This window comes from Oxalicibacterium faecigallinarum, from assembly GCF_014635705.1.
Taxonomy (GTDB): Bacteria; Pseudomonadota; Gammaproteobacteria; order Burkholderiales; family Burkholderiaceae_D; genus Oxalicibacterium; species Oxalicibacterium faecigallinarum.
In genome coordinates, this window is record NZ_BMDI01000001.1 from 522821 (window position 1) to 549260 (window position 26440).

General features: G+C 55.6%; 19 protein-coding genes. 16 read left to right on the forward strand and 3 right to left on the reverse strand.

All coding sequences use genetic code 11. The features are described from left to right. The first annotated feature begins 18 nt into the window (after positions 1 to 18). The 10 genes from IEV29_RS02525 to IEV29_RS02570 all read left to right on the forward strand — a co-directional run bounded on the left by IEV29_RS02525 (position 19) and on the right by IEV29_RS02570 (position 16376). Positions 19 to 411, forward strand: a complete 393-nt coding sequence (locus IEV29_RS02525) for a GAF domain-containing protein (RefSeq protein ID WP_188379694.1) — start codon at positions 19 to 21, stop codon at positions 409 to 411. Between the two features lie 64 nt (positions 412 to 475). After that, positions 476 to 2095, forward strand: a complete 1620-nt coding sequence (gene guaA, locus IEV29_RS02530) for a glutamine-hydrolyzing GMP synthase (protein ID WP_188379695.1) — start codon at positions 476 to 478, stop codon at positions 2093 to 2095. 93 nt (positions 2096 to 2188) lie between these two features. Beyond that, positions 2189 to 4396 (forward strand): OsmC domain/YcaO domain-containing protein, encoded by a 2208-nt coding sequence (locus tag IEV29_RS02535; protein ID WP_188379696.1) that lies wholly within the window; start codon positions 2189 to 2191, stop codon positions 4394 to 4396. A gap of 50 nt (positions 4397 to 4446) precedes the next feature. Next, positions 4447 to 5436, forward strand: coding sequence for an arsenic resistance protein (locus IEV29_RS02540; RefSeq protein ID WP_188379697.1), 990 nt, complete (start codon positions 4447 to 4449; stop codon positions 5434 to 5436). An 11-nt stretch (positions 5437 to 5447) separates the two neighbouring features. Beyond that, positions 5448 to 5777, forward strand: coding sequence for a DMT family transporter (locus IEV29_RS02545; RefSeq protein WP_188379698.1), 330 nt, complete (start codon positions 5448 to 5450; stop codon positions 5775 to 5777). Between the two features lie 128 nt (positions 5778 to 5905). Then, a complete protein-coding gene (locus IEV29_RS02550; protein ID WP_188379699.1) occupies positions 5906 to 7072 on the forward strand; it encodes a methionine aminotransferase in 1167 nt (388 codons plus the stop codon). Between the two features lie 259 nt (positions 7073 to 7331). After that, positions 7332 to 8540 (forward strand): efflux RND transporter periplasmic adaptor subunit, encoded by a 1209-nt coding sequence (locus IEV29_RS02555; protein ID WP_188379700.1) that lies wholly within the window; start codon positions 7332 to 7334, stop codon positions 8538 to 8540. Positions 8541 to 8546: 6 nt separating this feature from the next. Then, on the forward strand, positions 8547 to 11768 hold the full coding sequence (locus IEV29_RS02560; protein WP_188379701.1) for an efflux RND transporter permease subunit: 3222 nt from the start codon (positions 8547 to 8549) through the stop codon (positions 11766 to 11768). Positions 11769 to 11778: 10 nt separating this feature from the next. After that, complete coding sequence (locus IEV29_RS02565) at positions 11779 to 14907, forward strand: efflux RND transporter permease subunit (protein WP_188379702.1); 3129 nt, start codon at positions 11779 to 11781, stop codon at positions 14905 to 14907. An 11-nt stretch (positions 14908 to 14918) separates the two neighbouring features. Then, the gene (locus tag IEV29_RS02570; RefSeq protein ID WP_188379703.1) at positions 14919 to 16376 is read left to right on the forward strand and encodes an efflux transporter outer membrane subunit; all 1458 of its coding nucleotides are present in this window, start codon (positions 14919 to 14921) and stop codon (positions 16374 to 16376) included. Positions 16377 to 16424: 48 nt separating this feature from the next. Here IEV29_RS02570 and IEV29_RS02575 read toward each other — a convergent pair whose 3' ends face one another. Continuing rightward, complete coding sequence (locus IEV29_RS02575) at positions 16425 to 17051, reverse strand: ATPase (RefSeq protein ID WP_188379704.1); 627 nt, start codon at positions 17049 to 17051, stop codon at positions 16425 to 16427. After that, positions 17051 to 17407 carry a type II toxin-antitoxin system prevent-host-death family antitoxin gene (locus tag IEV29_RS02580; protein WP_188379705.1) on the reverse strand — a complete coding sequence of 119 codons (357 nt, stop codon included), beginning with the start codon at positions 17405 to 17407 and terminating at the stop codon, positions 17051 to 17053. Before IEV29_RS02580 ends, IEV29_RS02575 begins: the two co-directional genes overlap by 1 nt. 210 nt (positions 17408 to 17617) lie before the next feature. Between IEV29_RS02580 and IEV29_RS02585 the strand changes: the two genes are divergently transcribed. The 6 genes from IEV29_RS02585 (at position 17618) to IEV29_RS02610 (ending at position 25146) form a co-directional block, all read left to right on the forward strand. Then, positions 17618 to 18124, forward strand: coding sequence for a sigma-70 family RNA polymerase sigma factor (locus IEV29_RS02585; RefSeq protein ID WP_188379706.1), 507 nt, complete (start codon positions 17618 to 17620; stop codon positions 18122 to 18124). Further along, positions 18121 to 19128 carry a FecR domain-containing protein gene (locus tag IEV29_RS02590; RefSeq protein ID WP_188379707.1) on the forward strand — a complete coding sequence of 336 codons (1008 nt, stop codon included), beginning with the start codon at positions 18121 to 18123 and terminating at the stop codon, positions 19126 to 19128. Before IEV29_RS02585 ends, IEV29_RS02590 begins: the two co-directional genes overlap by 4 nt. 137 nt (positions 19129 to 19265) lie before the next feature. After that, a complete protein-coding gene (locus tag IEV29_RS02595; RefSeq protein WP_188379708.1) occupies positions 19266 to 21608 on the forward strand; it encodes a TonB-dependent receptor in 2343 nt (780 codons plus the stop codon). Positions 21609 to 21866: 258 nt separating this feature from the next. Next, entirely contained in the window at positions 21867 to 22376 is a 510-nt protein-coding gene (locus IEV29_RS02600; protein WP_188379709.1) for a sigma-70 family RNA polymerase sigma factor, read from the forward strand. A 3-nt stretch (positions 22377 to 22379) separates the two neighbouring features. Further along, complete coding sequence (locus IEV29_RS02605; protein ID WP_188379710.1) at positions 22380 to 22721, forward strand: DUF4880 domain-containing protein; 342 nt, start codon at positions 22380 to 22382, stop codon at positions 22719 to 22721. Between the two features lie 97 nt (positions 22722 to 22818). After that, positions 22819 to 25146 carry a TonB-dependent siderophore receptor gene (locus IEV29_RS02610; RefSeq protein ID WP_188379711.1) on the forward strand — a complete coding sequence of 776 codons (2328 nt, stop codon included), beginning with the start codon at positions 22819 to 22821 and terminating at the stop codon, positions 25144 to 25146. 43 nt (positions 25147 to 25189) lie between these two features. On the opposite strand, the gene IEV29_RS02615 is transcribed toward IEV29_RS02610, so the two are convergent. Further along, entirely contained in the window at positions 25190 to 26428 is a 1239-nt protein-coding gene (locus IEV29_RS02615) for a DUF1501 domain-containing protein (protein WP_188379712.1), read from the reverse strand. Positions 26429 to 26440 lie beyond the last annotated feature (12 nt).

The window sequence follows — 26440 nt, forward strand, 5'->3', positions numbered from 1 at the left end:
TTTGTCGGGCGTTAGAGCATGACCGCGTTGGCAACCGATTCACTGCAGCGGATCGAGCGTCTGGGCAAACATCTGTTTGGTGTCGCGGTTTGTCTGCTGCGCTTTGACGAGGCGCTGGCGTCTGAACTGAATTGGGCACAGCACTCTGCTGCGCACGTATTCAGCACGACCCAGGCCGTCGAGCGCGATAGCTTGCAGATATTGCCGACGCAATCGTCACCATTTCAGCCTGCGCTGGGTAAAGTCGATCAGATGGATGTGCGATTTTATCTGTCGCATCCGGTGCGAAATGCGACAGGCAGGGTCGTGGGGGCGTTGGCATTGATCCATGATCGCCCGCGCGCCTTTACTGCTGGTGATCGCCTCCTGCTGGAAGATCTGTTGGCATTGATCGAACGCCAGCTTCACTGAAGCAAATTTTTTGATCACGTTTTCTGAAACAAATCGTTCCCTACTGACCCGTAAAGTTATTTCCATGCATTCGAAAATTCTCATCCTCGATTTCGGTTCGCAAGTGACCCAGCTGATTGCACGTCGCGTGCGCGATGCAGGCGTGTTTTCGGAAGTGTTTCCGTACGATGTGAGTGACGAGTTCGTCAAGGAATATGGCGCAGCAGGTGTCATTCTTTCCGGCGGTCCCAATTCGGTGATCGAAGGCGATACGCCACGTGTACCGCAGGCGGTGTTTGAACTGGGCGTCCCGGTGCTCGGAATCTGCTATGGCATGCAGGCGATGGCCGAGCAGTTGGGTGGCAAGGTCGAAAACGGTCTGGTGCGTGAATTCGGTTACGCCGAAGTGCGGGCACATGGTCACACCGCCTTGCTCAAGGAAATCAGCGATTTCACCACGCCGGAAGGCTACGGCATGCTGAAGGTCTGGATGAGCCACGGTGACAAGGTCAACGCCATGCCGCCAGGTTTCAAGCTGATGGCGTCCACGCCAAATTGCCCGATCGCCGGTATGGCCGACGAAGATCGTCGTTTCTATGCCTTCCAGTTTCATCCGGAAGTCACGCATACAGTGCAGGGCGAAGCAATCCTTGGCCGCTTCGTACATGAAATCTGCGGCTGCAAGTCCGACTGGAACATGCCCGATTACATTTCGGAGGCGGTCGAAAAGATTCGTGAACAGGTTGGTACCGATCACGTGATTCTCGGTCTGTCGGGTGGTGTCGACAGTAGCGTTGCGGCGGCACTGATCCATCGTGCGATTGGGGATCAACTTACCTGCGTCTTCGTTGATCATGGCCTGTTGCGCCTCGACGAAGGCAAGATGGTGATGGACATGTTCGGCAAAAACCTGGGCGTGAAAGTCATCCATGTCGATGCGACCGAACAATTCATGGGCAAGCTGGCAGGCGTCACCGATCCCGAAGCCAAGCGCAAGATCATCGGCGCGGAATTCGTCGAAGTGTTTCAGGCAGAAGCCGGCAAGCTCAAGGATGCCAAGTGGCTGGCGCAGGGCACGATCTATCCCGACGTGATCGAAAGTGCCGGCAAGGGCAAGAAGGGGGCGCATACGATCAAGAGCCACCACAATGTTGGTGGCTTGCCGGAAACGCTGAACCTCAAACTGCTGGAGCCGCTGCGCGAATTGTTCAAGGACGAAGTCCGCAAGCTTGGCGTGGCACTCGGTCTGCCACACGAGATGGTCTATCGTCATCCGTTCCCCGGTCCTGGTCTTGGTGTGCGTATCCTCGGTGAAGTCAAGATGGAATATGCCGACCTGCTGCGTCGGGCCGATGCCATCTTCATCGAGGAATTGCGCAATACGCCAATCCCGCTGGCGGCCGAACTGGCAGCGGGTGAGGGACATGGGGCTTTCCACAAAAACTGGTATGACGCGACAAGCCAGGCGTTTGCCGTGTTCCTGCCGGTCAAGTCGGTGGGCGTCATGGGCGATGGACGTACCTACGAATACGTGGTCGCATTGCGTGCCGTCCAGACGCTGGATTTCATGACGGCCCATTGGGCGCATCTGCCTCACGATCTGCTGGGCAAGGTGTCGAACCGCATCATCAATGAAGTGCGCGGTATCAATCGTGTGGTCTACGATATTTCGGGCAAACCTCCCGCGACCATCGAGTGGGAGTAAGTTTCCCTGTTGCGAGCGTATTGTTCGCCAAGTGATGCATGATGAAAGCCCTGTCTTAGCAGGGCTTTCTATTTTGGATGTGTGGAAATCAGTATGGAAATTAAAGTCAATTTTCTCGACAAGCTTCGTCTCGAAGCCAAGTTCGACGACTTCACGGTGATCGCCGATCAGCCGATTCGCTACAAGGGTGATGGCTCCGCACCCGGCCCCTTTGATTACTTTCTGGCGTCCTCCGCGTTGTGTGCCGCGTACTTCGTCAAGCTGTACTGCAACACGCGCAACATCCCGACCGACAATATCCGTTTGTCACAAAACAATATCGTCGATCCGGAAGACCGTTACAAACAGATTTTCAAGATTCAGGTGGAGTTGCCAGCCGATATTTCGGAGGCGGACCGACGCGGTATTCTTCGTTCCATCGATCGTTGTACGGTCAAGAAGGTGGTGCAGACGGGCCCGGATTTTGTGATTGAAGAAGTCGAGAATCTGGATGCCGATGCGCAGTCCCTGCTGACTTTGCAGCCTGCAGCCGATGCGGCGACCTACATTGCCGGCAAGGATCTGCCGCTGGAGCAAACCATCGCCAATATGTCGGCGCTGTTGATGAATCTGGGCATCAAGATTGAAATTGCCTCGTGGCGTAACATCGTGCCGAACGTATGGTCGTTGCATATTCGCGATGCGCACTCGTCGATGTGCTTTACCAATGGCAAGGGCGCAACGAAGGAAAGCGCACTGGCGTCTGCGTTGGGCGAGTACATCGAGCGTCTCAGCAACAATCATTTTTACGCGGGTGCATTCTGGGGCGAAGAAATTGCCAATGCGGCTTTCGTGCATTACCCGGACGAACAATGGTTCAAGCCCGGTCGCAAGGATGCATTGCCGAAGGAAATCCTCGATGACTACACGCGTCCGATTTACGACCCGGACGGCGAGTTGCGGGGATCGCACCTGATCGATACCAACTCGGGGAATGCAAAACGCGGCATCTGTTCATTGCCATTCGTTCGCCACTCGGATGGTGAGGTTGTGTACTTCCCATCCAATCTGGTCGAGAACCTGTACGCCAGCAACGGCATGAGTGCCGGTAACACGCTGGCGGAAGCGCAGGTGCAATGTCTGTCGGAAATTTTCGAGCGTGCAGTCAAACGGGAAATTCTGGAAGGCGAGATTGCCTTGCCGGATGTGCCACAGGATGTGCTTGCGAAGTATCCGGGTATCGTGGCGGGAATCAAAGGGCTGGAAGAGCAGGGCTTTCCAGTGCTGGTCAAGGATGCATCGCTCGGTGGCGTATACCCTGTGATGTGTGTGACCCTGATGAATCCACGGACGGGTGGTGTGTTTGCCTCGTTCGGTGCGCATCCGAGTCTGCAAGTGGCACTGGAGCGCAGCCTGACCGAACTGATGCAGGGACGCAGCTTTGAAGGATTGAATGACTTGCCACGGCCAACCTTCGCCAGCGAAGCGGTGACCGAACCCTACAACTTTGTCGAACATTTCATCGACTCCAGCGGAGTCGTGTCCTGGCGTTTTTTCAGCGCCAAGGCGGACTATGAGTTCGTCGAATGGGATTTTTCCGGGCAAGGGGATGACTCGAATGTACAGGAGGCACAAACCTTGCTGGGTATTCTTGAAGGCATGGGCAAAGAGGTTTACACGGCGGTCTACGATCAACTCGGTGCAACCGCCTGTCGCATTCTGGTGCCCGGCTATTCGGAAGTGTATCCGGTGGAAGATCTGGTCTGGGACAACACCAACAAGTCATTGCTGTTCCGTGAAGATATCCTGAACCTGCATCGTCTGAGTGATGATGCACTGAAGGCATTGCTTGATCGGCTGGAAAACAATGAGCTTGATGAGTACGGTGATGTCGCAACGCTGATCGGGATCGAGTTTGACGAGAACACAGACTGGGGACAGCTAACCGTTCTTGAACTGAAATTGCTGATTCATCTGGCCCTGAAGCAATTTGAAGATGCGCATGAACTGGTGGGTGCCTTCCTGCAATACAACGACAACAGCGTGGAGCGCGGCTTGTTCTATCAGGCCATGAACGTTGTTCTGGAAGTACTGCTCGACGATGAGATGGAGCTGGACGATTACGTCATCAATTTCCGTCGCATGTTTGGCAACGCACGAATGGATGCCGTGCTGGGATCGGTGGAGGGAAGTGTACGGTTCCATGGCCTGACACCAACCAGCATGCAGCTGGAAGGACTTGATCGTCATCAACGTCTGCTCGACAGCTACAAGAAGCTGCATGCGGCACGTGCCAAAACGATCGCAAGCCGGGACGAATAAACGGTCGCACGACCATGGAAACGGATCGCGAATCCATACAGGTAGCACGGATGAACATTGAAAAGTTGCGGGGCGTACTCGAACAGAAGCAGGTCTTTGTCTACTTTGGTTCTGTACTGATCGCAACCATGGTTGCGATGTCGACGTCTGGCACAACGGCAGCTGAAGGCGCCATCAATCCTGCTTTGGGATTCATGCTTTTCGTGACTTTCTTGCAGGTACCGCTGGCTGAACTTGGTCAAGCGCTCAGGCAAATCCGCTTTTTGCTCATACTGCTGATCGTCAACTTTGTCCTGATCCCGGTTCTGGTTTTGACGCTGGTCGGTTTTTTCCTTGATGATCCGATGTTACGCCTCGGTGTCATGTTGGTGTTGCTGGCTCCCTGTATCGACTATGTCGTGACGTTCTCGCATCTGGGGCGCGCTGATGCCCGTCTTTTGCTGGCAACGACACCTGTACTTCTCATCGTCCAGATGCTGATGTTGCCTGTCTACTTAGGACTGATACTGGGCAAGGATGTTGCTCGCTACATAGAAGCAGGACCATTTGTGCATGCGTTTGCATGGTTGATTGCCGTCCCGCTGGTTCTCGCAGGATTGACGCAGCTGTATGCCAGGAAAAGCAGAGTGGGTAAGCAGTTGAGCCAGATGTTGGGGCTGATGCCGGTTCCGGCTACAGCACTTGTTCTGTTCATCGTGATCATTGCCGTCCTGCCGCAGATCGGACCTGCGATTGACGCAGTAACCAAGGTATTGCCTGTCTATGTGACGTATGCTGTACTTGCACCGGTGATCGGATGGTGGATTGCACGGCGAATGAAGCTGGATGCGCCATCATCGCGTTCGGTGGCCTTCAGCGCAGCCACGCGTAACTCGCTGGTCGTATTGCCTCTTGCGTTGGCCGTACCCGGTGCGATTCCCGTTTTGCCTGCGATTATCGTTGCCCAAACACTGGTCGAGCTGATCAGTGAGCTCGTCTATATGCGTGTGATCGCGCGATGGGGTGGCGGGGAACGTACGCCACAACGAACAGACATTTGAAGGAGAACAGGATGGGGTGGCTCTATCTGGTGCTGGCAGGTTTGTGTGAAATCTTCTACGCAGCAGCAATGCCCAGAACGGATGGATTTACCAAGCTCTGGCCCAGTCTGTTTTGCGCGTTGTTCATTGGATTGAGCATGTATCTGCTTTCCCTTGCCACGCGTTCGATTCCTGTAGGGACGGCATATGCGGTATGGGTTGGCATCGGTGCGATCGGCACGGCAATCTATGGAATGACCGTACTGGGAGAAGACAGGAGCCTGTTGCGGATGCTGTGTTTCGGCCTGATTCTCGCCGGGATTGTGGGACTGAAACTGGTCTCCCAGGATCGCCCGCAATGACAACCCCTCAAGAGAACTGCTCGTTAAATTCCGATTGAAGCCTCCACGCCGATGGAGGCTTTTTCTTGTGTGACAGCAAACGCAGAGGTGAGTTGATATCATGCGCCATCACTTATTGTTAACGCGCCATGATCCAGATCGATTCAAAATTGCCGGATGTCGGCACGACCATCTTTACCCGCATGTCCGTTCTCGCCCAGCAGTATGGGGCGGTCAATCTTGGACAGGGATTTCCTGATTTCGATTGCGATCCCTTGTTGCTGGAACGGATGCAGTCCGCCTTGCTGCATGGGCATAACCAGTACGCGCCCATGGCCGGTGTGCCAGCATTGCGCGAAGAGATCAGCCGACAGATCGCGTCGTTGTACGGTCGTACTTATGATGCCGCAACAGAGATCACGATTACCGCAGGTGCCACGCAAGCGATTCATACGGCGATCAGCATCCTGGTGCAACCCGGGGACGAAGTGATTCTCTTCGAGCCTGCCTACGACAGTTACGACCCGTCGATTCGTTTGAATGGGGGTGTGCCGGTTCGCGTGCGTCTGCATGCGCCCGACTACAGACCGGACTGGGAGGCCGTGCGCGCAGCATTGTCGTCACGTACACGCGCCATCATCATCAATACGCCGCACAATCCAACCGCGCGTCTGTGGACGGCACAGGATATGCAGACCTTGGCCGAGCTGATCAAGGACACAAATGTTGTCGTCATCAGTGACGAAGTCTATGAACACATGATTTTTGATGGTGCGCGTCACGAGAGTGTGGCGCGTCATCCTGCACTGGCCGCACGTGCCTTTGTCATTTCTTCATTCGGCAAGGCATTCCATGTAACGGGTTGGAAGATTGCCTATTGCTGCGCACCGCTTGATCTGATGCGGGAGTTTCAGAAAGCGCATCAGTTCATCGTGTTCTGCACGCACGCGCCTTCACAATACGCGCTGGCCGACTACCTGCCGCAAGGTGCCCACTTGCAGCTGGCGTCGTTCTACCAGCGCAAGCGGGATCTGTTCTTGAATGCCGTCGCAGACTGCGGTCTGCAATGGCTGCCATCGCAGGGCAGCTTCTTCGTGTCGGCCAGCTTTGCGCATCTGGAAAAGCAGGGCGATTGGCCTGCCTTGGCATTTGCAGAATGGCTGACCCGCGAGGTCGGTGTTGCATGCATACCGCTTTCTTCTTTCTATCACGATGGTTTCGACGAAAAGGTCGTTCGCTTCTGTTTCGCCAAGAAAGACGAAACCTTGCAGGAAGCGGCCAGTCGGTTACAGCGTTTAAAGACCATGATGGTCTGAGTCTGAGCATGATGCTCGGTACGCGCTGCAAGCAATTGATGCATGGGCATCCCGCCTGATTCGTTGCCGTATCAGAAATCGTTCGTTCTTCCTGCTGCCGCTGAATGGTTTGCAGGTTGTTCAACTGCAGCGCGAAGAGTTGCATGGATGAACAAAAAAAAGTAAAATGAGAACAATTCTTATTTGCGATTCTGTGAATCTCGCTTTTCGTTGACTCAGACCGATGTGCGCTTCTGCCGTCGGCTTTTTTTTGATACCCATGTCTTCCACTCAAGATGTTTCACCGTCCGCTTCCCGTCGTACGCCTTTCTCGCGCCGTCTGATCTGGATTGCGCTGGCACTGCTGTTCATTGGTCTCGCATTGTTCCTGCTATTGCGTTCCAAGGAAAATCCGGCACAAGGACCTAATCCATGGCGCGGGCCGGTTGCAGTACGCGTTGAGCCGGCACGGCAGGAAAATTTTGAAGTGAAGATTCAGGCGATCGGTACCGTGACGCCTTATGTCGGGGTGACCGTGCGCAGTCGTGTCGATGGCGAGCTGGCACGTGTTCTGGTGCGCGAGGGACAGCAGGTCGAGAAAGGTCAGTTGCTGGCAGAGATCGATCCGCGACAGTATCGCGTGCAACTGGCGCAGGCGGAAGGGCAGAAACAGCAGAATCTTGCGCAACTGAAAAATGCCGAGAGCGAGCTGGCGCGCTATCAGCAGTTATTCAAACAGGACTCGATCGCGCGCCAGCAACTGGAGCGTCAGGAAGCATTGGTGCAGCAATTGCGTGGCACCCAGCAGTCCGATCAGGCGCAGGTCGATAACGCCAGGCTGCAGCTTTCCTATACACGTATCGAGGCGCCGATTGCCGGTCGTGTCGGCTTGCGTCGCGTGGATATGGGCAATCTTGTTACGGCGAATGACGCCAATGGTTTGTTTACGCTGTTACAGATGCAGCCGATCGCCGTGCAGTTCAACGTGCCGGAAACACAGGTCGAACAATTGCGTGCCGCACATGCAGCCAAGAAGCCGCCTGTTGCCGAAGCATGGGATCGCAACATGCGTGATCGTCTGGCGCAAGGACGACTCGATACGCTGGACAACCAGATCGATGTGGCAACCGGCACCCTGCGTCTGAAAGCGCGTTTTGAAAATGTGGATGATCGCCTGTTCCCGAACCAGTTCGTCAATCTGCGTCTTGCGCTCGAAACCTTGAACGACGTCATCACCATTCCTTCCGATGCCATTCAGCATGCATCCCGCGGCAGCTATGTGTATGTGGTCAAGGATGGCAAGGCACGGGTGCGTACGGTGGAGCTCGGTCCGTCCAGTGATGGACGTATCGTGGTCCTGAAGGGCATTGCCAAGGATGAGGCGGTCGTGCTGGAAGGTCTGGACCGCCTGGAAGAAGGCAAGGAAGTGATTCTGGTCGAGGCCGGGAGCGCTGCATCTGCGACACCGGCTGCGACGACCGCGCACTGATCCGGCATGCAGATTTCCCGCGCATTCATTCTGCGGCCGGTTGCGACCTCGCTGCTCATGCTGGCTATTCTGATCGCCGGTTTGCTGGCTTATCGACTGTTGCCGGTATCGGCACTACCGCAAGTTGATTATCCGGTGATTCAGGTGTTTACCTATCAGCCGGGGGCCAGTCCCGATGTGACGGCGCGTACGGTCACGGCGCCGCTGGAGCGTCGTCTCGGGCAGATTCCCGGCTTGCAGCAAATGTCATCCACCAGCTCTGGTGGGGTGTCGGTCATCACCTTGCGCTTTGCGCTGGAAGTGAAGATGGGCGTGGCAGAACAGGACGTGCAGGCAGCCATTCAGACGGCAGCCAGCTTGTTGCCGGGTGATTTGCCGACGCCACCGATCTATCGCAAGGTCAATCCGGCCGATGCGCCGATCATGACGCTGGCGATCCGTTCCGATACCTTGCCGTTGCCTGCCGTCGTCGATCTGGTCGAGACGCGCATGGCGCAAAAATTGTCGCGTTTGCCGGGCGTCGGTCTGGTCAGCCTGGCGGGCGGTCAGCGTCCGGCGATTCGGGTGGAAGCCAATGCCCGCGCATTGGCGTCAGCCGGTCTGAGCCTGGAACAATTGCGCACCGCGATTGCGCAAGCCAACAGCAACCAGCCAAAAGGGAGCTTTGACGGTGCGACGCGTTCGACGATGCTGGATGCCAATGACCAACTGCGCTCCATCGAGGAATATCGCAAGCTGATCGTCGCCTGGGAAAACGGTGCACCCTTGCGACTGGAGGATATTGCCAAGGTATCAAATGGCGCGGAGGATCGTTTTCTCGCAGCGTGGGCAGGCAATGCCTGTGAGCGCAATACGGAAAAGGCTGCAGAGAAAGAGACGGAAAAGCGCGCAGCCTGTGATGTCTATCCCGCCGTACTGCTGAATATTCAGCGCCAGCCCGGTGCCAATGTCATTCATGTGGCGGATCGGGTGCGCGAGTTGCTGCCGCAACTGAGGGCCACGCTGCCGGCATCGGTCAAGGTGGAAATCATGTCCGATCGCACCGAGAGTATCCGTGCTTCGGTGCGCGGCGTGCAACATGAGTTGCTGTTTGCAATTGCACTGGTCGTAATTGTGACGTTTGTATTCCTGCGTACGCTGCCTGCAACCATCATTCCGAGTGTTGCCGTGCCGTTGTCGCTGGTCGGTACTTTTGTGGCGATGTATCTGCTCGGTTACTCTCTCAATAACCTTAGTTTGATGGCACTGACGATTGCAACCGGCTTTGTGGTTGACGATGCGATCGTGATGCTGGAAAACATTGCACGACATCGCGAGGCCGGCGCCGGGCCGCTGCAAGCGGCACTGGAAGGCGCGCGCGAAATCGGCTTTACCCTGATCTCGCTGACGGTTTCGCTGGTGGCGGTCTTGATTCCTTTGCTGTTCATGGCAGATGTGGTCGGACGGATGTTCCACGAATTTGCCGTCACGCTGGCGATTGCCATTGGTATTTCGCTGATCGTGTCGCTGACGCTGACACCGATGATGGCGGCGCGCATGCTCAAGCACGCACCGTCCCATGGCCGGAGTGCAGAAGGCGGGCATGGCCCGCGCGACTGGCTCAGCAGCACGATCGATCGTTACGCGTATGCGCTGGATTGGGTGCTGGCGCGCCAGTCGCTCGCCTTGCTGGTCATGGCCTGTACGTTGTTGCTGACGGTACTGCTCTATCTGGCCGTGCCCAAGGGATTTTTCCCGGTGCAGGACAGTAGTGCGATTCAGGTCGTGACAGAAGCGCCGCAAAGCATTTCATTCTCGGCAATGGCAGATCGTCAGCAAGCATTGGCCGATGCCTTGCTCAAGGTGGATGGCGTGGTGGGCATTTCGTCCTTTATCGGCGTGGATGGCAACAATGCGACGCTCAATAGTGGTCGCATGCTGATCACGCTGGCGCCGCATGCGGACCGTAGCTTATCCGCAGGCGCGTTGATCGACAGCCTGCGCGAACGTGCGCGTGAAGTATCCGGTATTGCAGCCTGGTTCCAGCCGGTACAGGAGCTGGGCATGGAAGATCGCATCAGCCGCACGCAATATCAGTTCACGCTGAGCTCACCGGATCGCAAGGAGCTGTCAACTTGGACGCACACTATGCTCTCGGCCTTGCAGCAGCGTCCTGAACTGACCGATGTTGCGGCCAATCTGCAGACCGATGGCTTGCAGGCATTTGTCGAGATTGATCGTGATGCCGCGTCACGTCTTGGCTTGCGTGTCGGTGATGTGGCAACGGCATTGCAGAATGCCTTTGGCCAGCGTCAGATCAGTACCCTGTTCACCCATGCGAGCCAGTATCGTGTCGTGATCGAAACGGACGATGCAAAAGGTGGAGGCTTGCGTGCGCTGGAAGGGATTTATGTTGTGCCAAGCAGCAGCGTGGCAACGTCCGGCACGACGGCGGCAACGGCGGCCAACATCACGTATGGCACGCCGGTACCGTTGACATCGGTAGCACGTGTGGTTGAGAGGAAAGCACCGCTGGCGATTGATCATCAGGGACAATTCCCGGCGGTGACGATGTCCTTCAATCTGGCTGCCGGCAAGTCGCTGGGGGACGCGGTCGCGGCGGTTGAGGCCACCAAGGCAGAGATTGGATTGCCCGCATCGGTCGAGCTGGCATTTCAGGGTGCAGCCGAGGCATTCCGCAGTTCGCTGTCGAATACCTTGTGGCTGATTCTGGCAGCGGTGGTTGTCATGTATCTGGTGCTCGGCATGTTATATGAAAGTGCCGTGCATCCACTGACGATTCTTTCAACCCTGCCGTCGGCAACTGTCGGTGCATTGCTGGCTTTGCTGCTGATGGGGCGTCCGCTGGATCTGATTGCGGTCATCGGTATTGTTCTGCTGATCGGTCTGGTCAAGAAAAACGGCATCATGATGGTGGATTTTGCGCTGGATGCGCAGCGCCGTCTGAACATGACGCCGGCAGAAGCAATCCGTCGTGCCGCTTTGCTGCGCTTTCGTCCGATTCTGATGACGACACTGGCGGCCTTGTTTGGCGCCGTTCCGCTGATGCTGGCCAGCGGTTCCGGCGCAGAATTGCGTCAGCCATTGGGTATCGTGATGGTTGGTGGCTTGATCGTCAGTCAGGTTCTGACCCTGTTTACCACGCCGGTCGTTTATCTGGCTTTTGATCGTCTTGGCAGAAGCCAGGCGCAATCAGCCGCAAATCAGCCGCAACGGCCTGACGAGTGAACGTGCCTCAATGAACGCGATTGCTCGTCTTTTTATTCGTCGGCCGATTGCCAGCATCATGCTGGCAATTGCGATTGTGCTGGCCGGCATGCTGGCCTGGCGCCTGTTGCCGGTGGCGCCGTTGCCGGCAGTTGATTTTCCCGTCATTCAGGTCACTGCCAACCTGCCGGGTGCCAGCCCGGAGAGTATGGCGGCCACGGTTGCCGGTCCGCTCGAGCGTGCGCTCGGCAGTATTGCCGGCATCATGCGCTTGCAGTCGAGCAGCAATCAGGGCGCAACACGTGTGACGATCGAGTTCGAGCTGGATCGCAATATCGATGAAGCGGCACGCGAAGTGCAGGCTGCGATCAATGCCGTGCGCGGGCAATTGCCATCGGGCATGCGTGACAATCCCAGCTATATCAAGGTCAATCCGTCGCAAGCGCCGATCATGGCGCTGGCTCTGAGCTCGGAGCGCCTGCCTTCTTCCGCACTGTATGACAGTGCATCCACGGTGTTGGCGCAAAAAATCGCGCAAGTGATTGGCGTGGGTGAAGTGCGCGTCGATGGTGCCTCGTTGCCAGCCGTACGTGTGCAGATCGATCCGGGCGCATTGGCGCATCGTGGTCTGGCATTGGAAGATGTGCGAGCAGCCATTGCACAAGCCAATGCGTGGCGACCATTGGGTACGGTGGAACAGGATGACAGGCGCTGGCAGATTGCCTTGTCATCGTCCATGCACTCGGCATCCGACTTTGCCAAACTGGTGGTCTATCGTCATAACGATGCGGTCGTGCGTTTATCGGATGTGGCAGAAGTCAGCGATTCGGTGGAAAACCGCTATGCAAGCGGCTATCACAACGACCGTGCGGCGGTGATCATGCTGATCAATCGTCGTGCCGACGCCAACATCGTGGAAACAATCGATGCGATTCAGGCCCAGATGCCGCAATTGCAGGCGCTGGTGCCGGCGGAAGCACGACTGAGTGTCGTGATGGATCGTTCACCGGGCATTCGCGCTACCTTGCATGAGGCGCAACTCACGCTGATGTTGTCGTGTCTGCTGGTGATGCTGGTGGTGTGGGCATTTCTTGGTAGTTTGCGCACGGCACTGATTCCGGCGATTGCCTTGCCGGTATCACTGATCGGTACCTTCGGCGTCATGTGGTGGCAGGGATTTTCGCTGAACAATCTGTCCCTGATGGCGTTGATCGTTGCTGCCGGCTTGGTGGTGGATGACGCCATCGTTGTGCTGGAGAACGTGCAGCGGCATATCGAACAGGAGAGGGAGCGAGGCAAGAGCGCGCAGGGCGGTGGACGTCGTGCGGTGTTCCGTGCCGCATTGCGCGGTGCCGGTGAGGTTGGCTTTACCTTGTTGGCGATGAATCTGGCGCTGGTTGTCGTGTTTCTCTCGATCCTGTTCATGGGCGGCGTGATCGAACGTCTGTTCCGTGAGTTCTCGGTCACGCTGGCGGCGGCCATGCTGATTTCTCTCGCCGTATCGGTGACGCTGACGCCGGCATTGTGTGCGCATGCCTTACCGGCACAACCGCCCAGGCCCGGACGACTTTCGCGACTGGCACTGGATATGTTTCATGATCTGCAGGCAGCATATGCGCGTACGCTGGACTGGGCCTTGCGTTGGCGCATATTTACCTTGCTGATTTTTCTTGCTTCGATCGGGTTGAATGTCTGGTTGTATGTCGCGATTCCCAAAGGTTTGTTGCCGCAACAGGATACCGGGCAACTGAGTGGCTTCGTGCGTGGCGACGATGGCTTCTCGTATCAGATCATGCAGCCAAAAATTGAGGAATACCGCAAGCTGCTGGTCAGTGATCCGGCGATTGCCGATGTGACGGGTACCAGTGGCGGTAGTGGCGGCCTGACCAACTCGTGGTTTCGCATTCGTCTGAAACCATTGGCAGAGCGTGGCGAGTCGGCATCGGATGTGGTGACACGGCTTCGCAGCAAGGCGCCGCAGATACCGGGCGGCGTGCTGATCTTGTACGTGGATCAGGACATTCGTCTGACCAATCGCGGCGGCGACGGTGAATACATCTTTGTCATGCGATCCGATTCGCTGGAGGACTTGCGTAAATGGACGCGTCCGGTTGGCAAGGCGCTGGAAGCCTTGCCGGAACTGGTCAACGTGAATATTCCCGGTGGTGAAGATGCGCAACGCGTAACACTCAATATTGATCGCGAAGCAGCGCGTCGACTGGGCGTGCGCATGGAGGCAATCTCGGCGGCATTGAACAATTCGTTCTCGCAGCGTCAGGTGGCGACCTTGTATGACGAACTGAATCAGTATCGTGTGGTGATGGAGCTTGATCCGCGTTTTGGCGCCGAGCCAACTGCGCTGGAGCAATTGCAGGTCTTTGCTGCAAACGGATCGCGAGTGCCGCTGTCGGCGATTGCAAAGTGGAGCTTTGGTCTGGCGACAGATCGTGTCTTTCACGACAGCCAGTTTGCTGCGTCTGGCATCGAGTATGGTGTCGCCCCGGGCTTCAGCCTGCAGGAAGCGCAAGCTGCCATCGAGCGCGCGATGGCAGCCATCACCTTGCCCTCCAATATTTATACCGGACAGGCAGCAGAAGATGACAACAGCCTGCAGGCAACGCTCAAACGGCAGCCATGGCTGATCCTTGGCGTGCTGGTGACCGTTTATCTGGTGCTGGGTATCTTGTATGAAAGCACGCTGCATCCGTTGACGATTCTGTCGACCTTGCCGTCGGCGGGCCTGGGGGCGTTGCTCGCGTTGAAATTGACGGACACCGAATTCAGTCTGATTGCCTTGCTGGGTCTGTTCCTGCTGATTGGTGTGGTGATGAAGAATGCGATTCTGATGATCGACTTCGCTTTGTCTGCCGAACGCGAACGCGGTCTGTCTCCTTTCGATGCCATTCGTGAAGCCGCGCAGCGTCGTTTGCGTCCGATTCTGATGACCAATCTGGCGGCGCTGCTGGGTGCCGTGCCCTTAGTCCTCGGCATGGGGGAGGGATCGGAAATGCGCCGTCCGCTTGGTATCGCCATCATCGGTGGTCTGGCGGTCAGTCAGTTGCTGACGCTGTACACCACGCCTGCCGTTTATCTGTTGCTCGAGCGCGTGCGCCAACGTGTCTTGCGCAAACACACCGATTCATCGGTGGTTTCTTCATGATTGATCTTGCCATGACTACTTCACGTTCCCTGTCACGTCTTGTTGCGTTGCGACGGACGATTTTGTTTGCCGCGTTGCCGATCGCGATCCTGAGCGGCTGTGCAGTCGGGCCGGATTATGTGAAACCGGACGTCGAACTGTCACCGGCTTTTCGTCATCAGGATGGCTGGCAGGCAACGGCCACCTTGCTTGAGAAACAGGACCACACAACTGTGCAGCATACGTGGTGGTCTGTTTACGCCGATGAGGATCTTGATCGTCTGATGCGGGACGTCGCCAAGAGCAACGCCACGCTGGCGCAGTCCGAGGCGCAATGGCGCCAGGCCCGCGCCCTGATCGGCTCTGCCCGCGCATTGGGCATGCCGGTCGTTGACGCGTCGCTGGCACGTACCCGTAGTGGTGGTAACACGACTGCGACCAGCAATCTGTACAGCGCTCGTCTGGATGTGTCATGGATGCCCGATCTGTGGGGACGCGTGGCTCGCCAGCGTGAAGCGGCACTGGCCGATACGCAGGCCTATGCTGCCTTGCATGATGCCGCGCGTCTTGCCTTGCAACTGGAAGCGGCACAAGGCTACGTACGCGTCCGCGCATTGGATCAGCAGGCAGCCTTGCTGGCTCGCGCGCTGACGGCGTATGAACGTTCTTTGGAACTGACGCGCCATCAATATGATGCGGGCTTTGTTGCGCGCGCGGACGTGATTCAGGCGGAAACGCAGTTGCAGGCTTTACGCACCCAGATATCGGCCAACAAGCGTCAACGTACGCTGGAAGAACACGCGCTGGCAACGCTGGCGGGCAGTACCCCCGCGCAATGGCGACTTGCGGTGAAGGATGTACCGTTGCCACAAGCACCTGTCGTGCCGCCGGTCTTGCCATCGGCACTGTTGATCCAGCGGCCGGATATCGCAGCGGCAGAGCGTCAGGTTGTTTCTGCCAATGCGCGTGTTGGCGTGGCGCAGAGTGCATGGTTGCCGGACTTGACGCTTGGCGCTTCCGGTACTTTGCGTGCTGGCGGGTGGGAGGCCTTGTGGGATGCGCCCACACGCATCTGGTCGGCCGGGCCGTCACTGGCAGCAACCTTGTTTGATGGCGGTACGCGCCGTGCCGCGCGGGAACAGGCGATTGCGGTGTATGACGAGCGTGCCGCTGCCTGGCGTGCTGCTGTCTTGCAAGGTGTGCGCGAAACCGAAGATGCGTTGGCCTCGCTGGCGTTGCTGGCGGTGCAGGATGCCCAGCAGCAGCAACTGGTCCAGCTGGCAAGCGAGAATGAGGCGGTGGTCACCAATCGCTATCAGGCTGGCGAGATCACTTTCCTCGAAGTGGCAACAGCACAAAATCTGGCACTGGACAGTCGGCGTACGGCGCTTGATGTGCAGGCATCACGTTTGACGGCAAGCATGCAACTGGTTGCGGCGCTGGGTGGCGGCTGGACGGGTGTCAACGAGGATGGTTCACTCAACGACTGAAGCGATTATGGGCAGGGCAATGTCATGCCATGCTGTGCAGTCATGTCGTCACATGCTCATGGCTGCTTCCACCAGGGGCTTGGCCCAGTCTGGTGTTTTCTTCAGGTCTTCCAAGGCAAGTGGCCATTGCAGCTTGCCATGCTCCATTGCCAATACCAGTTGCGGATCAGGAATCGTATCGCCAGTCGCCACATCGGTGCTGTTGTCATAGGCCCGCAATTGCGCCAGATGCGGCATCAGCCCGATCAGATTGGCGAAGGCCGTGGTGCAGCGCTCTCTGATTTTTTCTTCCGGAATGTCATGTCCGCCGATCGCCACACGTGTCTTGACGCGGGCGATATGCTGTTCTGCAGAAGCCAGTCCGCAAAACCAGATCAGCACATCATGGGTATCGCAGGCCTGCAGAAGTTTGGCAGGGATGGAATGACCGCCCAGCGTGGTTTCAAACGCAAAGCTGCGGCGGTTTGCAACGGCCTCATCGAGGCGGCGTACGCCTTCATTCCAGGCAGCGATATTCGCATCGGTTTGCGTGCAATGCGTGGCCGCCATCAACTCGCGTGCAAAAGTATCCGGATTGAACCATGCCAGACCTGCACGGGTGAGCAGATAGCCACCAATCGAGCTTTTGCCTGCACCATTGACGCCGGCCAGCACATACAGGACCGGCTTTGCCATCAATAGCTGCTACCGGCTTTGAGTTTGCCGTCGAGTTGCAATGGCTGATTCATCAAGCTACGCAGACGATCACCCGCATCATCAGTATTCAGGGATGCCAGACGTTCGTCAAAGCGTTTGCGCAAGGCATCCAGCGTGGCCGGCACGTGAGCCTGTGCGGCCTGAATCGCAGCGACCATGGCGCGATATTCGCTGGTGGAAAGGATGACCGCTTCCGGCGCATTGTGATTGGTGACCAGAACCTTGCCGTGGTGCGAGACGGTTTGCATCACCCCACGCCAGCCGTGTTTTTTGACATCGGAGGCTGCCGTGCGAGGCAAGGTTTCGAGTGCTGCTGGTGCAAGGGGAGAGGTCATGACCGGCTCCATAAATGAATGAATTGCTTCTATTGTACCCAAAATGGCAAAAATGGGTAAATTTTGGACAAAAAGGGAAATTAGGGAATTCCGTTGCGTTGTTTAAACGTGGAACAATTGCGAGCGTCATTATGTTGTTATTCAGAACAGCGAATGGATTGGCTTGATTGAAATGTATAAAATGAGAATCGTTATTATTTGGTGATTCTCATGCCGGCAGCAAAAACCGATTATCACTCTGAAGTGCATACCCTGTACCGCGATCATCACGGCTGGTTGCATGGATGGCTACGCCACAAACTAGGCAATACCCACGATGCTGCAGATCTGGCGCAAGATACTTTTATCAAAGTCATGTTAGCGCACGTTAGCGAACAGCTACGGGAACCGCGTGCCTATCTGGCGACGGTGGCAAATCGACTGGTTCTCGACCATTTCCGACGTCAACGTGTTGAGCGTAGTTATCTGGAAGTGCTGGCGACTCTGCCGGCAGACGAGGTACCGTCGCTGGAAGCGCAAGCTGTGATGAAAGAAGCGCTGATTGAAATCGACACCATGCTCGATGGCCTCGGTGCCAAGGTCAAACAGGCATTCATTTTGAGTCAATTCGATGAACTGCCTTATGTAGAGATCGCCAAGCGGCTCGACATCTCGGTACGTTCCGTTAATACCTATGTGGCACGCGCCATGGCGCATTGCTGTCTGCTCTTGCCATGAGCCTGCAACGATCACTGTTGACGGATGCAAGTACAGTTCATTCTCCAGAGCACGTGCGCGCCGTTAATGAAGCAGCGCAATGGTATGCGCGTCTGCAAGCCAATCAGGGCAGTGATGCCTTGCGTGGTCAGTGGGCACAATGGCTGGCTGCCGATCCAGAACATGGTGTTGCATGGGAAAAGGTCGAGCGGGTCTGTCAGCAATTTGGTCGTGTGCCGGCCAAGGTAGCAGGCAGTACCTTGGCACGTTCAGTCCAGCATGCGCGCGCACGACGCGGCATGTTGCGCGGGTTTGCGATTTTGCTGGCCGGTGGCGCAGGTGGCTTGGCCATTTACCGCAGCGATCCGTTACACGTATGGCATACCGACTATGCGACACGTACCGGCGAACGCCGCGATCTCGTTCTTGCCGATCTATCCCGGTTGTCGTTGAATACGGCAAGCCGTGTGGATGTTGCATTCTCCGCGACGCAACGGCTGGTCGAGCTGTATGCAGGCGAGATTCTTGTGACGACACATCCAGACACACGAACTGTGTCTCGCCCGTTTGTTGTGGAAACCGTACATGGACGCATTACCGCACTTGGTACCCGCTTCAATGTGCGCATGCTGGATAACGAAACGCGTGTAACAGTACTGGAAAAAGCCGTGGAAGTCCGATTGGCACAGCCGGCAAATACGCTGCAACTGACTGCTGGCCAGCAGATCAGCTTTACGGCAACCGGTTTTGGCGTGATATCCAATAACGAGATGGCGGCAGATGCGTGGCATAGCGGACGGCTGGTTGTGGTGGATATGCCATTACGTACTTTACTTGCCGAGCTGTCACGCTATCGCTCGGGCTATCTGGCTTGTGACGATGAGGTTGCCAACATCCGCGTATCCGGCGCATTCCCGCTGGATGACATTGATCAGACACTGCTTTCATTGACGGAAAGCTTTCCATTGCGCATTGATCGCTTTACGCGCTTCTGGACGGTGCTCAAGGCTGGCAAGTCTGTTTAAGAACAAAAAATAATTTCGATCCATTTGCATTTCTGATCGACCTCATACGTCCTCCTGTTGAAACGTTATTTTTGCTCTTCAACCGGAAAGACCTTATGCATCCTTCAACTCAACATAGCCGACCACGTCCATCCGTCATGGCAGTTCGCTCGGCGTTGCTTTCTTTGGCACTTGGTGCCAGCTCTCTGGCATTTGCTCAAGCGCCATCATCGTCTTCCTCGACTGTGCAGGCCGAGGTGAGGCAATTCAATATCTCTGCAGGACCAATCGCGCAGGTGCTTGGGCGTTTTGCAGCAGAGGCGGGTGTCACGCTCTCTTTCGATGCATCGCAACTGGGCGAGGTGCGTTCCAACGGGCTGAGTGGAACACATACAATCAGTAACGGGTTTGCGCGCATATTGTCAGACAGTGGTTTTGAGGCAACAGAGACATCGGCAGGGCGTTACGTGTTGCGCCGTGTTCCCGCTGGCGTGACAACCTTGCCCGCCGTTCAGGTGGCTGCACAAGCAGCGTCAAATGACCTGCCACAAACCTACGCAGGAGGGCAGGTAGCACGCGGCTCGCGCCTTGGCATGCTGGGCAATACCAGCATCATGGATACGCCATTCAATACCACCTCCTACACTGCAGAACTGATCGAGAACCAGCAGGCACGCAATCTCATCGATGTGCTGGTGAATGATCCTTCAGTTGCAGATGCGGGTGGACGCACTTTCGATAACTTCTTCATGCGTGGTTTTTTGCTAAATCGCGAAGAGATTGGCTTCGATGGTCTTTATGGTATCGCCAGTGCCGAAGGTAATTTGTTACAAGGTGTTGAACGCGTAGAAGTACTGAAAGGGCCAACGACGCTTGTTAACGGCGCATCATCAAAAGGTGCAGCTGGTGGCGCCATCAATCTTGTGCCGAAGCGTGCGGGTGAGACGCCATTGACCCGAGTGACGGGTACCTATCTGAGTGACGGCAATCTGGGAACGCATGTTGATGTGGGACGTCGCTTCGGTGAGAACAATGAGTTCGGCGCACGCGTCAATATGGCGTATCGCGATGGTGATTCTCCAGTTGATTATGAAAAGCAGCGCGCCAGCTTGCTGACTGTTGGTCTGGATTACCGTGGCGATCGTCTGCGACTGAGTGGTGATTTCGGTAGTAGCCGACAACGCATCGATCAGGACAAGCCGACGTTTCTGGTGAATTCGACCGAAATGCCGACGGCACCTTCCGGCAAACGCAACGTCGCGCAGCCCTGGAATTTTCAGGACAAGGAGCATGACTTCGCAGTGTTGAAAGGGGAGTTTGATCTGACACAAGACCTGACAGTGGCAATGGCTTACGGGCAGGCTGAATCGCGTCGTGATCGTGTTGATAACTTCCCGACGATTCAGGATGCACAAGGGACTGTGACCGGTTCTGCTTATGGCCTGCGTAGTCGTACGGAAACGGAAAGTGGTCAGGCTTCGCTGCGCTGGAAAACGCAAACGGGTTCAATTGGGCATCAGGTTGTGCTGAGTGTTAGCGACTTTGAGTCGAAGCTTTATGAATACCAGCAGACGTTGCCCTATAACTTCACAAGCAATTTGTACAATCCGGTTTATAACGATGGTCCCGGTGGTATTTCTTTCAACGGTCCGACGGGTCTGGTTACGCGGGCAAAGATGCGCAGCTATGCGATCGCCGATACGCTGTCGATGCTGAATGATCGGCTGTTGTTGACGATTGGTGCACGTCATCAAAGTATCAAGGTCAATACGTATGACAGAAGCGAAGTCACACCGGCGATTGCTGCTGTGTTCAAGTATTCGCCAACAACGTCCTTGTACGCTAACTACGTCGAGGCCTTGTCGCAAGGAACGATCGCGCCACCTGGAAGGGCGAATGCAGGCGACGTGTTTCCACCATTCGTATCCAAACAACAGGAAGTAGGTATCAAGAATGAGTGGCGTAACTGGACAACGACGTTGAGTCTGTTCCAGATCGAGCGGCCAAGTGCATATACCGATGCAGGCAATGTGTACCGTGTCGATGGCGAGCAGCGTAATCGCGGCTTTGAGTTGCAAGTCTTTGGGGAGCCGGTAAAAGGGTGGCGTGTACTGGGCGGTGCCGCATGGACGCATGCGCGCATGCTCAAGACGCAGGATGGTTTAAATGATGGCCGTCAGGCAGAAGGCGCACCCAAGTTACAGGTTCGCATGGGAAGCGAATGGGACGTGACATCTGTTCCCGGCCTGACAACCAGCGCACGTGTTCTTTACACGTCATCTCAACCTGTCAAAGTAGAAAATACAATTCGTATTCCTTCCTGGACAAGATTGGATCTGGGCGCACGGTATGCGACAACAATTGGCAACAAGCCAGTTCAGTTGCGCGCCATGATCGAGAATGTGACGGATCGCCGTTACTGGGATGCTGTGCCGGCTTTCTGGGTTGTGTCGTCAGCAGCACCTCGTACGATCATGTTGTCTGCCAGCGTCGATTTTTGATCCATGACCTAGTCGTCAATCCATATAGAGAAGGTGCTGTTAGCGCATCGTCCCTTGAATTTGGTTGTGAAAAAAAAGCCGGACAAAATGCTGTCCGGCTTTTTTGTTGCGCCAAAACATTTCTTAATATTTTGAAGTGGGGAAATGTTTCGGTTCTTACGTATCTCCTCATGAGGGATATCCCGTAGTCACTGAATTTGCAGGTGAACTCGATGAGTTGAATTTTTAAAATGAGAATAATTATTGTTTGAGGTTCTCATGCAGGCATTGGATTTCACACCAGCAACGGACGAACAGGCACTTTACAGTGCACACCACGGCTGGTTGCAGAGCTGGTTGCATCGCAAACTGGGCAATGCATTTGATGCAGCCGATCTGGCGCAGGAGACATTTGTGCGCTTGTTGCAGCGTCGCCGTACGACAGAAGGGTATGGTGACGAACCACGCGCCTTGCTGACACACATTGCGAAAGGTTTGTTGATCGATCAATGGCGTCGGCAAGAGGTCGAGCAAGCATATCTCGATGCGATTGACCATCATCCCGAGCAACACATGCCGTCAGAAGAGATGAGATTACTGGTGCTGGATGCGCTGTGCCGCATCGAGTCCATGCTGCGTGATCTGCCCGAAAAGACCCAGCAGATTTTCCTGATGGCGCAATTGGATGGACTCAAGTACGCAGAGATCGCTGATCAGATTGGCATGGCGCTGATCACTGTCAAACGCCATATGCGCACGGCGTTTCTTGCCTGCATGATGACGGTGTAAGCGATGGCTTCCGATACGTCTTTGCCGGCGTCGATCTCGCCTGCGATTCTGGATGAAGCTGTTGGCTGGCTCATGCGCTTTCAATCGGGGGAGGTTGATGCGGCACAGCAGCAGGATTTCGATTGCTGGCTGAAGGCAGATGCACTGCATCTTGCGGCATGGAAGAAAGCGGAAGAGGTGATGCAAACATTCAGTGTTGCTCCCGCAACTGCTGGACGGCAGGCTTTGGCTGCTTTGTCGCCGGTGAAGGCGACTAGAAGTCGTGTACTGCGCTTGTTGGGCGTGGCATCCGCGGTGCTGCCGTTCTTGAACTTCTTGTGGCGTGGTGATGTGGGCGAAATATAATTTTTTAAGAGTTGCCTGATACCTTTTTTCGTTTCGTACGGTGAAGGAGTGAAAGCGCCGTTTCAAGTGCGCTACGTCACTTACGAAAGGAAGTTTCATGGCTTCTTGCCAGCTCCACGTTTTTCTTTCTTCATTCCGTCCTTCCATCATGTATCGCGCCGTTCGTAGCGCCTTGCTGAGTCTGGTTGTGGTTTCGCCAGTCCACTTGGCCATGGCTGCAGATGCCGAGCAACAGGCAAAGGAAGAAGCTGTATTGCCCGCTGTCACGGCAACCGCTGCGCGCACGACGACCACAGAAGGTTCCCATTCCTATGGCGGCAAGGCAAACAGTTCTTCGACGGGTTTGACCTTGTCGCAGCGTGATACACCGCAATCGGTCAGCATCGTCACGCGTCAGCAACTGGATGATCAGAATATTCAGTCGATTGACCAACTGCTGAACATCACCACGGGTGTCAGCTCCTCACAGACTGATGTTGGTGCGCGTAGCACCTACCGCACGCGCGGCTTTGATATCACGACCTACAGAGTCGATGGCATGGAAATCAGCGGAGGTTCCGACTTCAGCGGAATGGGCAGTGGCATCAACATGGATCTTTATGATCACGTTGAAGTTGTCCGTGGCGCAAACGGTCTGATGGGCGGCACCGGTGATCCATCGGCAACCATTAATCTCACGCGCAAACGTCCGACGGCACAGCGCAGCATCAGTGGTGGGGTACGTTTCGGTAGCTGGAATAACAAGCATCTGGATATCGATGCCAATTTGCCTTTGTCGGAAGACGGCAGCGTACGTTCGCGGTTTGTCATCAGCAGCGACGATGGTGACACCTTCCGCGATCGCGAACATGTCAGCAATCTTGGCATGTTGGGTGTAGTGGAGGCAGATATGACATCAAGCACCACCATCAGTGCTGGTGTACAGCACGAGAAAAGTCGTACCGACGGGGCATCATGGGGTGCCAACGTGCCGATCTGGTATGCAGATGGTACGCGTACCAACCTGCCACGCAGCTTCAATCCCGCGGCAAACTGGAGTTACACGGATCGGGAGACAACCACTCTGTTCGCCAATCTCGAACATCGTTTCGCAAATCGCTGGAAAGCCAATCTTGCTGTGGCGCATACCGAAGGCGAGGCGATCAATAATTTAGGTGTCGTCAAGGTCAACCAACAGGGCGCTTGGGGAGGTTTTTTCAATCAGGACGGTACCGGTGGCTTTTTGAACGGTATTCACTCGGAATCGGAATCCGAACGCAACAGCGTGTCCGCATCCTTGAGCGGACCATTCCAGCTGTTTGGTCGTGAGCATGAATTGATGGTGGGCCTCAATGGCTATCGTGCGGAAGAGACCGCGTATACCTTCTCGTCAAATCTGGGCAACTGCAGCATCAATGGAGTCACCACCTTCCAGGGTGGCAATTCGTGCCAGTATCGTCTTGGCCTGCCAATTGATAATGTCTTTACGTGGGATGGCAATTACGCCAACTTTGAAACTTACCGTACGAACGCGCGAGCAGAGACGACTACGCAAAATATCGGGCTCTACACCGCTGCCCGTTTCAACATCACGGACGATCTGAAAACCATTGTGGGTGCGCGACTGAGCCGTTACAAGACTTATACCGATACATACACGATTGCGAATATCGGTTCACCCAGCACAATCAGAAGTCACGAGGTCGTGACGCCCTATGTCGGCGTAATCTACGATCTGAATGATCAATATTCGGTCTACGCCAGCTACACCGACCTGTTCAGTCCGCAGAATTATCGCGATCGCAATGACGCGTTTCTCAAACCCGTAACAGGCTCAAGTTACGAAGCCGGTATCAAGGGCGAATTGCTGGATGGTGCATTGAACGTCTCCGCGGCTGTATTTCAGTCCAGGCAAGACAATGTCGCGATTCAGGACGTGGGTTACACGGTACCCAGTACGGGTGGCAATGCCTATGTTGCCGCATCGAGCGGTGTCGAAGCCAAAGGCCTGGAGCTGGAAGTCAGCGGTAACCTGACGAAGAATTGGACAGGGATGGTGGGCTACACCTTGCTAAGTGTGGATAACACTGACAGTGTCACACGTGATCCACGCCATGTCTTGCGTATGCAGACGTCCTATCGCTTACCGGGTGAGTGGAACAGGCTGACGATCGGCGGTGGCGCTTCCTACCAAAGTTATTCGATCTGGAGTGCTAATCCAGGCCGACCGCTCGGCGGCAATACGTTTGACAGCAGCCCGCTCAGGACTGGCGGCTATGCCTTGTTCAACGCGATGGCACGCTATCAGATCAATGACAATCTGGTTGCCACCTTCAACGTCAGCAACCTGTTCGACAAAACCTACTATCGTCAGTTTGGCTTTTATGATGGCTTGATCTATGGTGAGCCTCGTCGCATCAGTCTCGGCTTGCGTGCTTCGTTCTAACGCGTATTTATTCATAAAAAACGGCTGCTTGGGCAGCCGTTTTTCATACGTACAACGAAAGCGTTGATGTACCTGGTCCAGAAGGAAAGACCATCGTCAGCTGATTGTCATTCAGTCGTAAATGGCGTTCTGCCACTTGCGCTAGCACGGAGCGGAAATCGGTCGTAACTGGCAGATCGCGTCCTTCATTCAACTTGTCGCTCGATAAGCCTTGCCAGTCGCCATGGACTTTCCCGCCATGAACGCGACCGCCAAGCAGCCACATCACATTGCCGTGGCCGTGATCGGTTCCTCTGTTGCCGTTCTCGCGTGCGGTGCGACCAAACTCTGACATCACAACAATCGTGGTGTCGTCAAACAATGGGCCTAGCTGTTCTGCCAGTGTGGCGAGTCCCTGACCAAGTGGTGCCAGCCGATTGGCCAGCTGACCTTTGCCGGCCCCCTGGTTGGCGTGGGTGTCCCAGCCGCCAAGTGCAATGAATGCCATCTGAATCCTGGAATCGTTGCGCATCAGTGTTGCCAGATGTGCGGCATCTTTGGGAAAACCATTGGGAAGCGGTGCACCACCGTTGGCATTGATCATTTCCTGCGTCATCGTTGGTGACATGGCGGCAGACGCGATTTCCTTGCGGGCCGAACGTGCATCCTGATAGGTCTTGGAAAATTTTTCATTGTTGCGATACATCTGCGCAAAAGCATCGCCAACTTGCGGGCGATCAATCGGGCTGTTGTTGCTGGCGTTGCTATTGCCGATGTTGGTTGCCAGCGCCCTTCCTGAGAGAATTGCCGGCATCGTCGGGCCAATGCTGATGGCACGTATCGGTGATGATTCTGCGGGTAGGGCAGCAAGCAGGCGATTCATCCAGCCATCTTGTGTACGTTTGATGCCTGGTGTGCCGCTTTCCAGATAGGCTTGCGCATCGAAGTGAGAGCGGCTTGAGTCCGGAGAGCCGCTGGCATGTATGAAGGCCAGCTTCTTTTGCTCCCATAACGGCTGCAATGCATGCAGAGCAGGGTGCAGAGCAAAGTAGCCATCCAGATCAATCGAGCCATCCTCCTGCCCCGGCGCGGCCAAACCAATCGTGGGGCGCAATTGACGGTAGTTGGCATCGCCATAAGGTGTGACAACATTCAATCCGTCGACTGCACCACGCAACATGATGACGATGAGCTTGCGATTGGTGGCGTTGTTGGACGTTGCTGCCCATGCATTTTTTCCAAGCGGAATGACGAGGCCACTCGCCAGTGCCATGGAAGAGGTGAGGAAATGTCGTCGCTGCATTGTCTTCTCCTG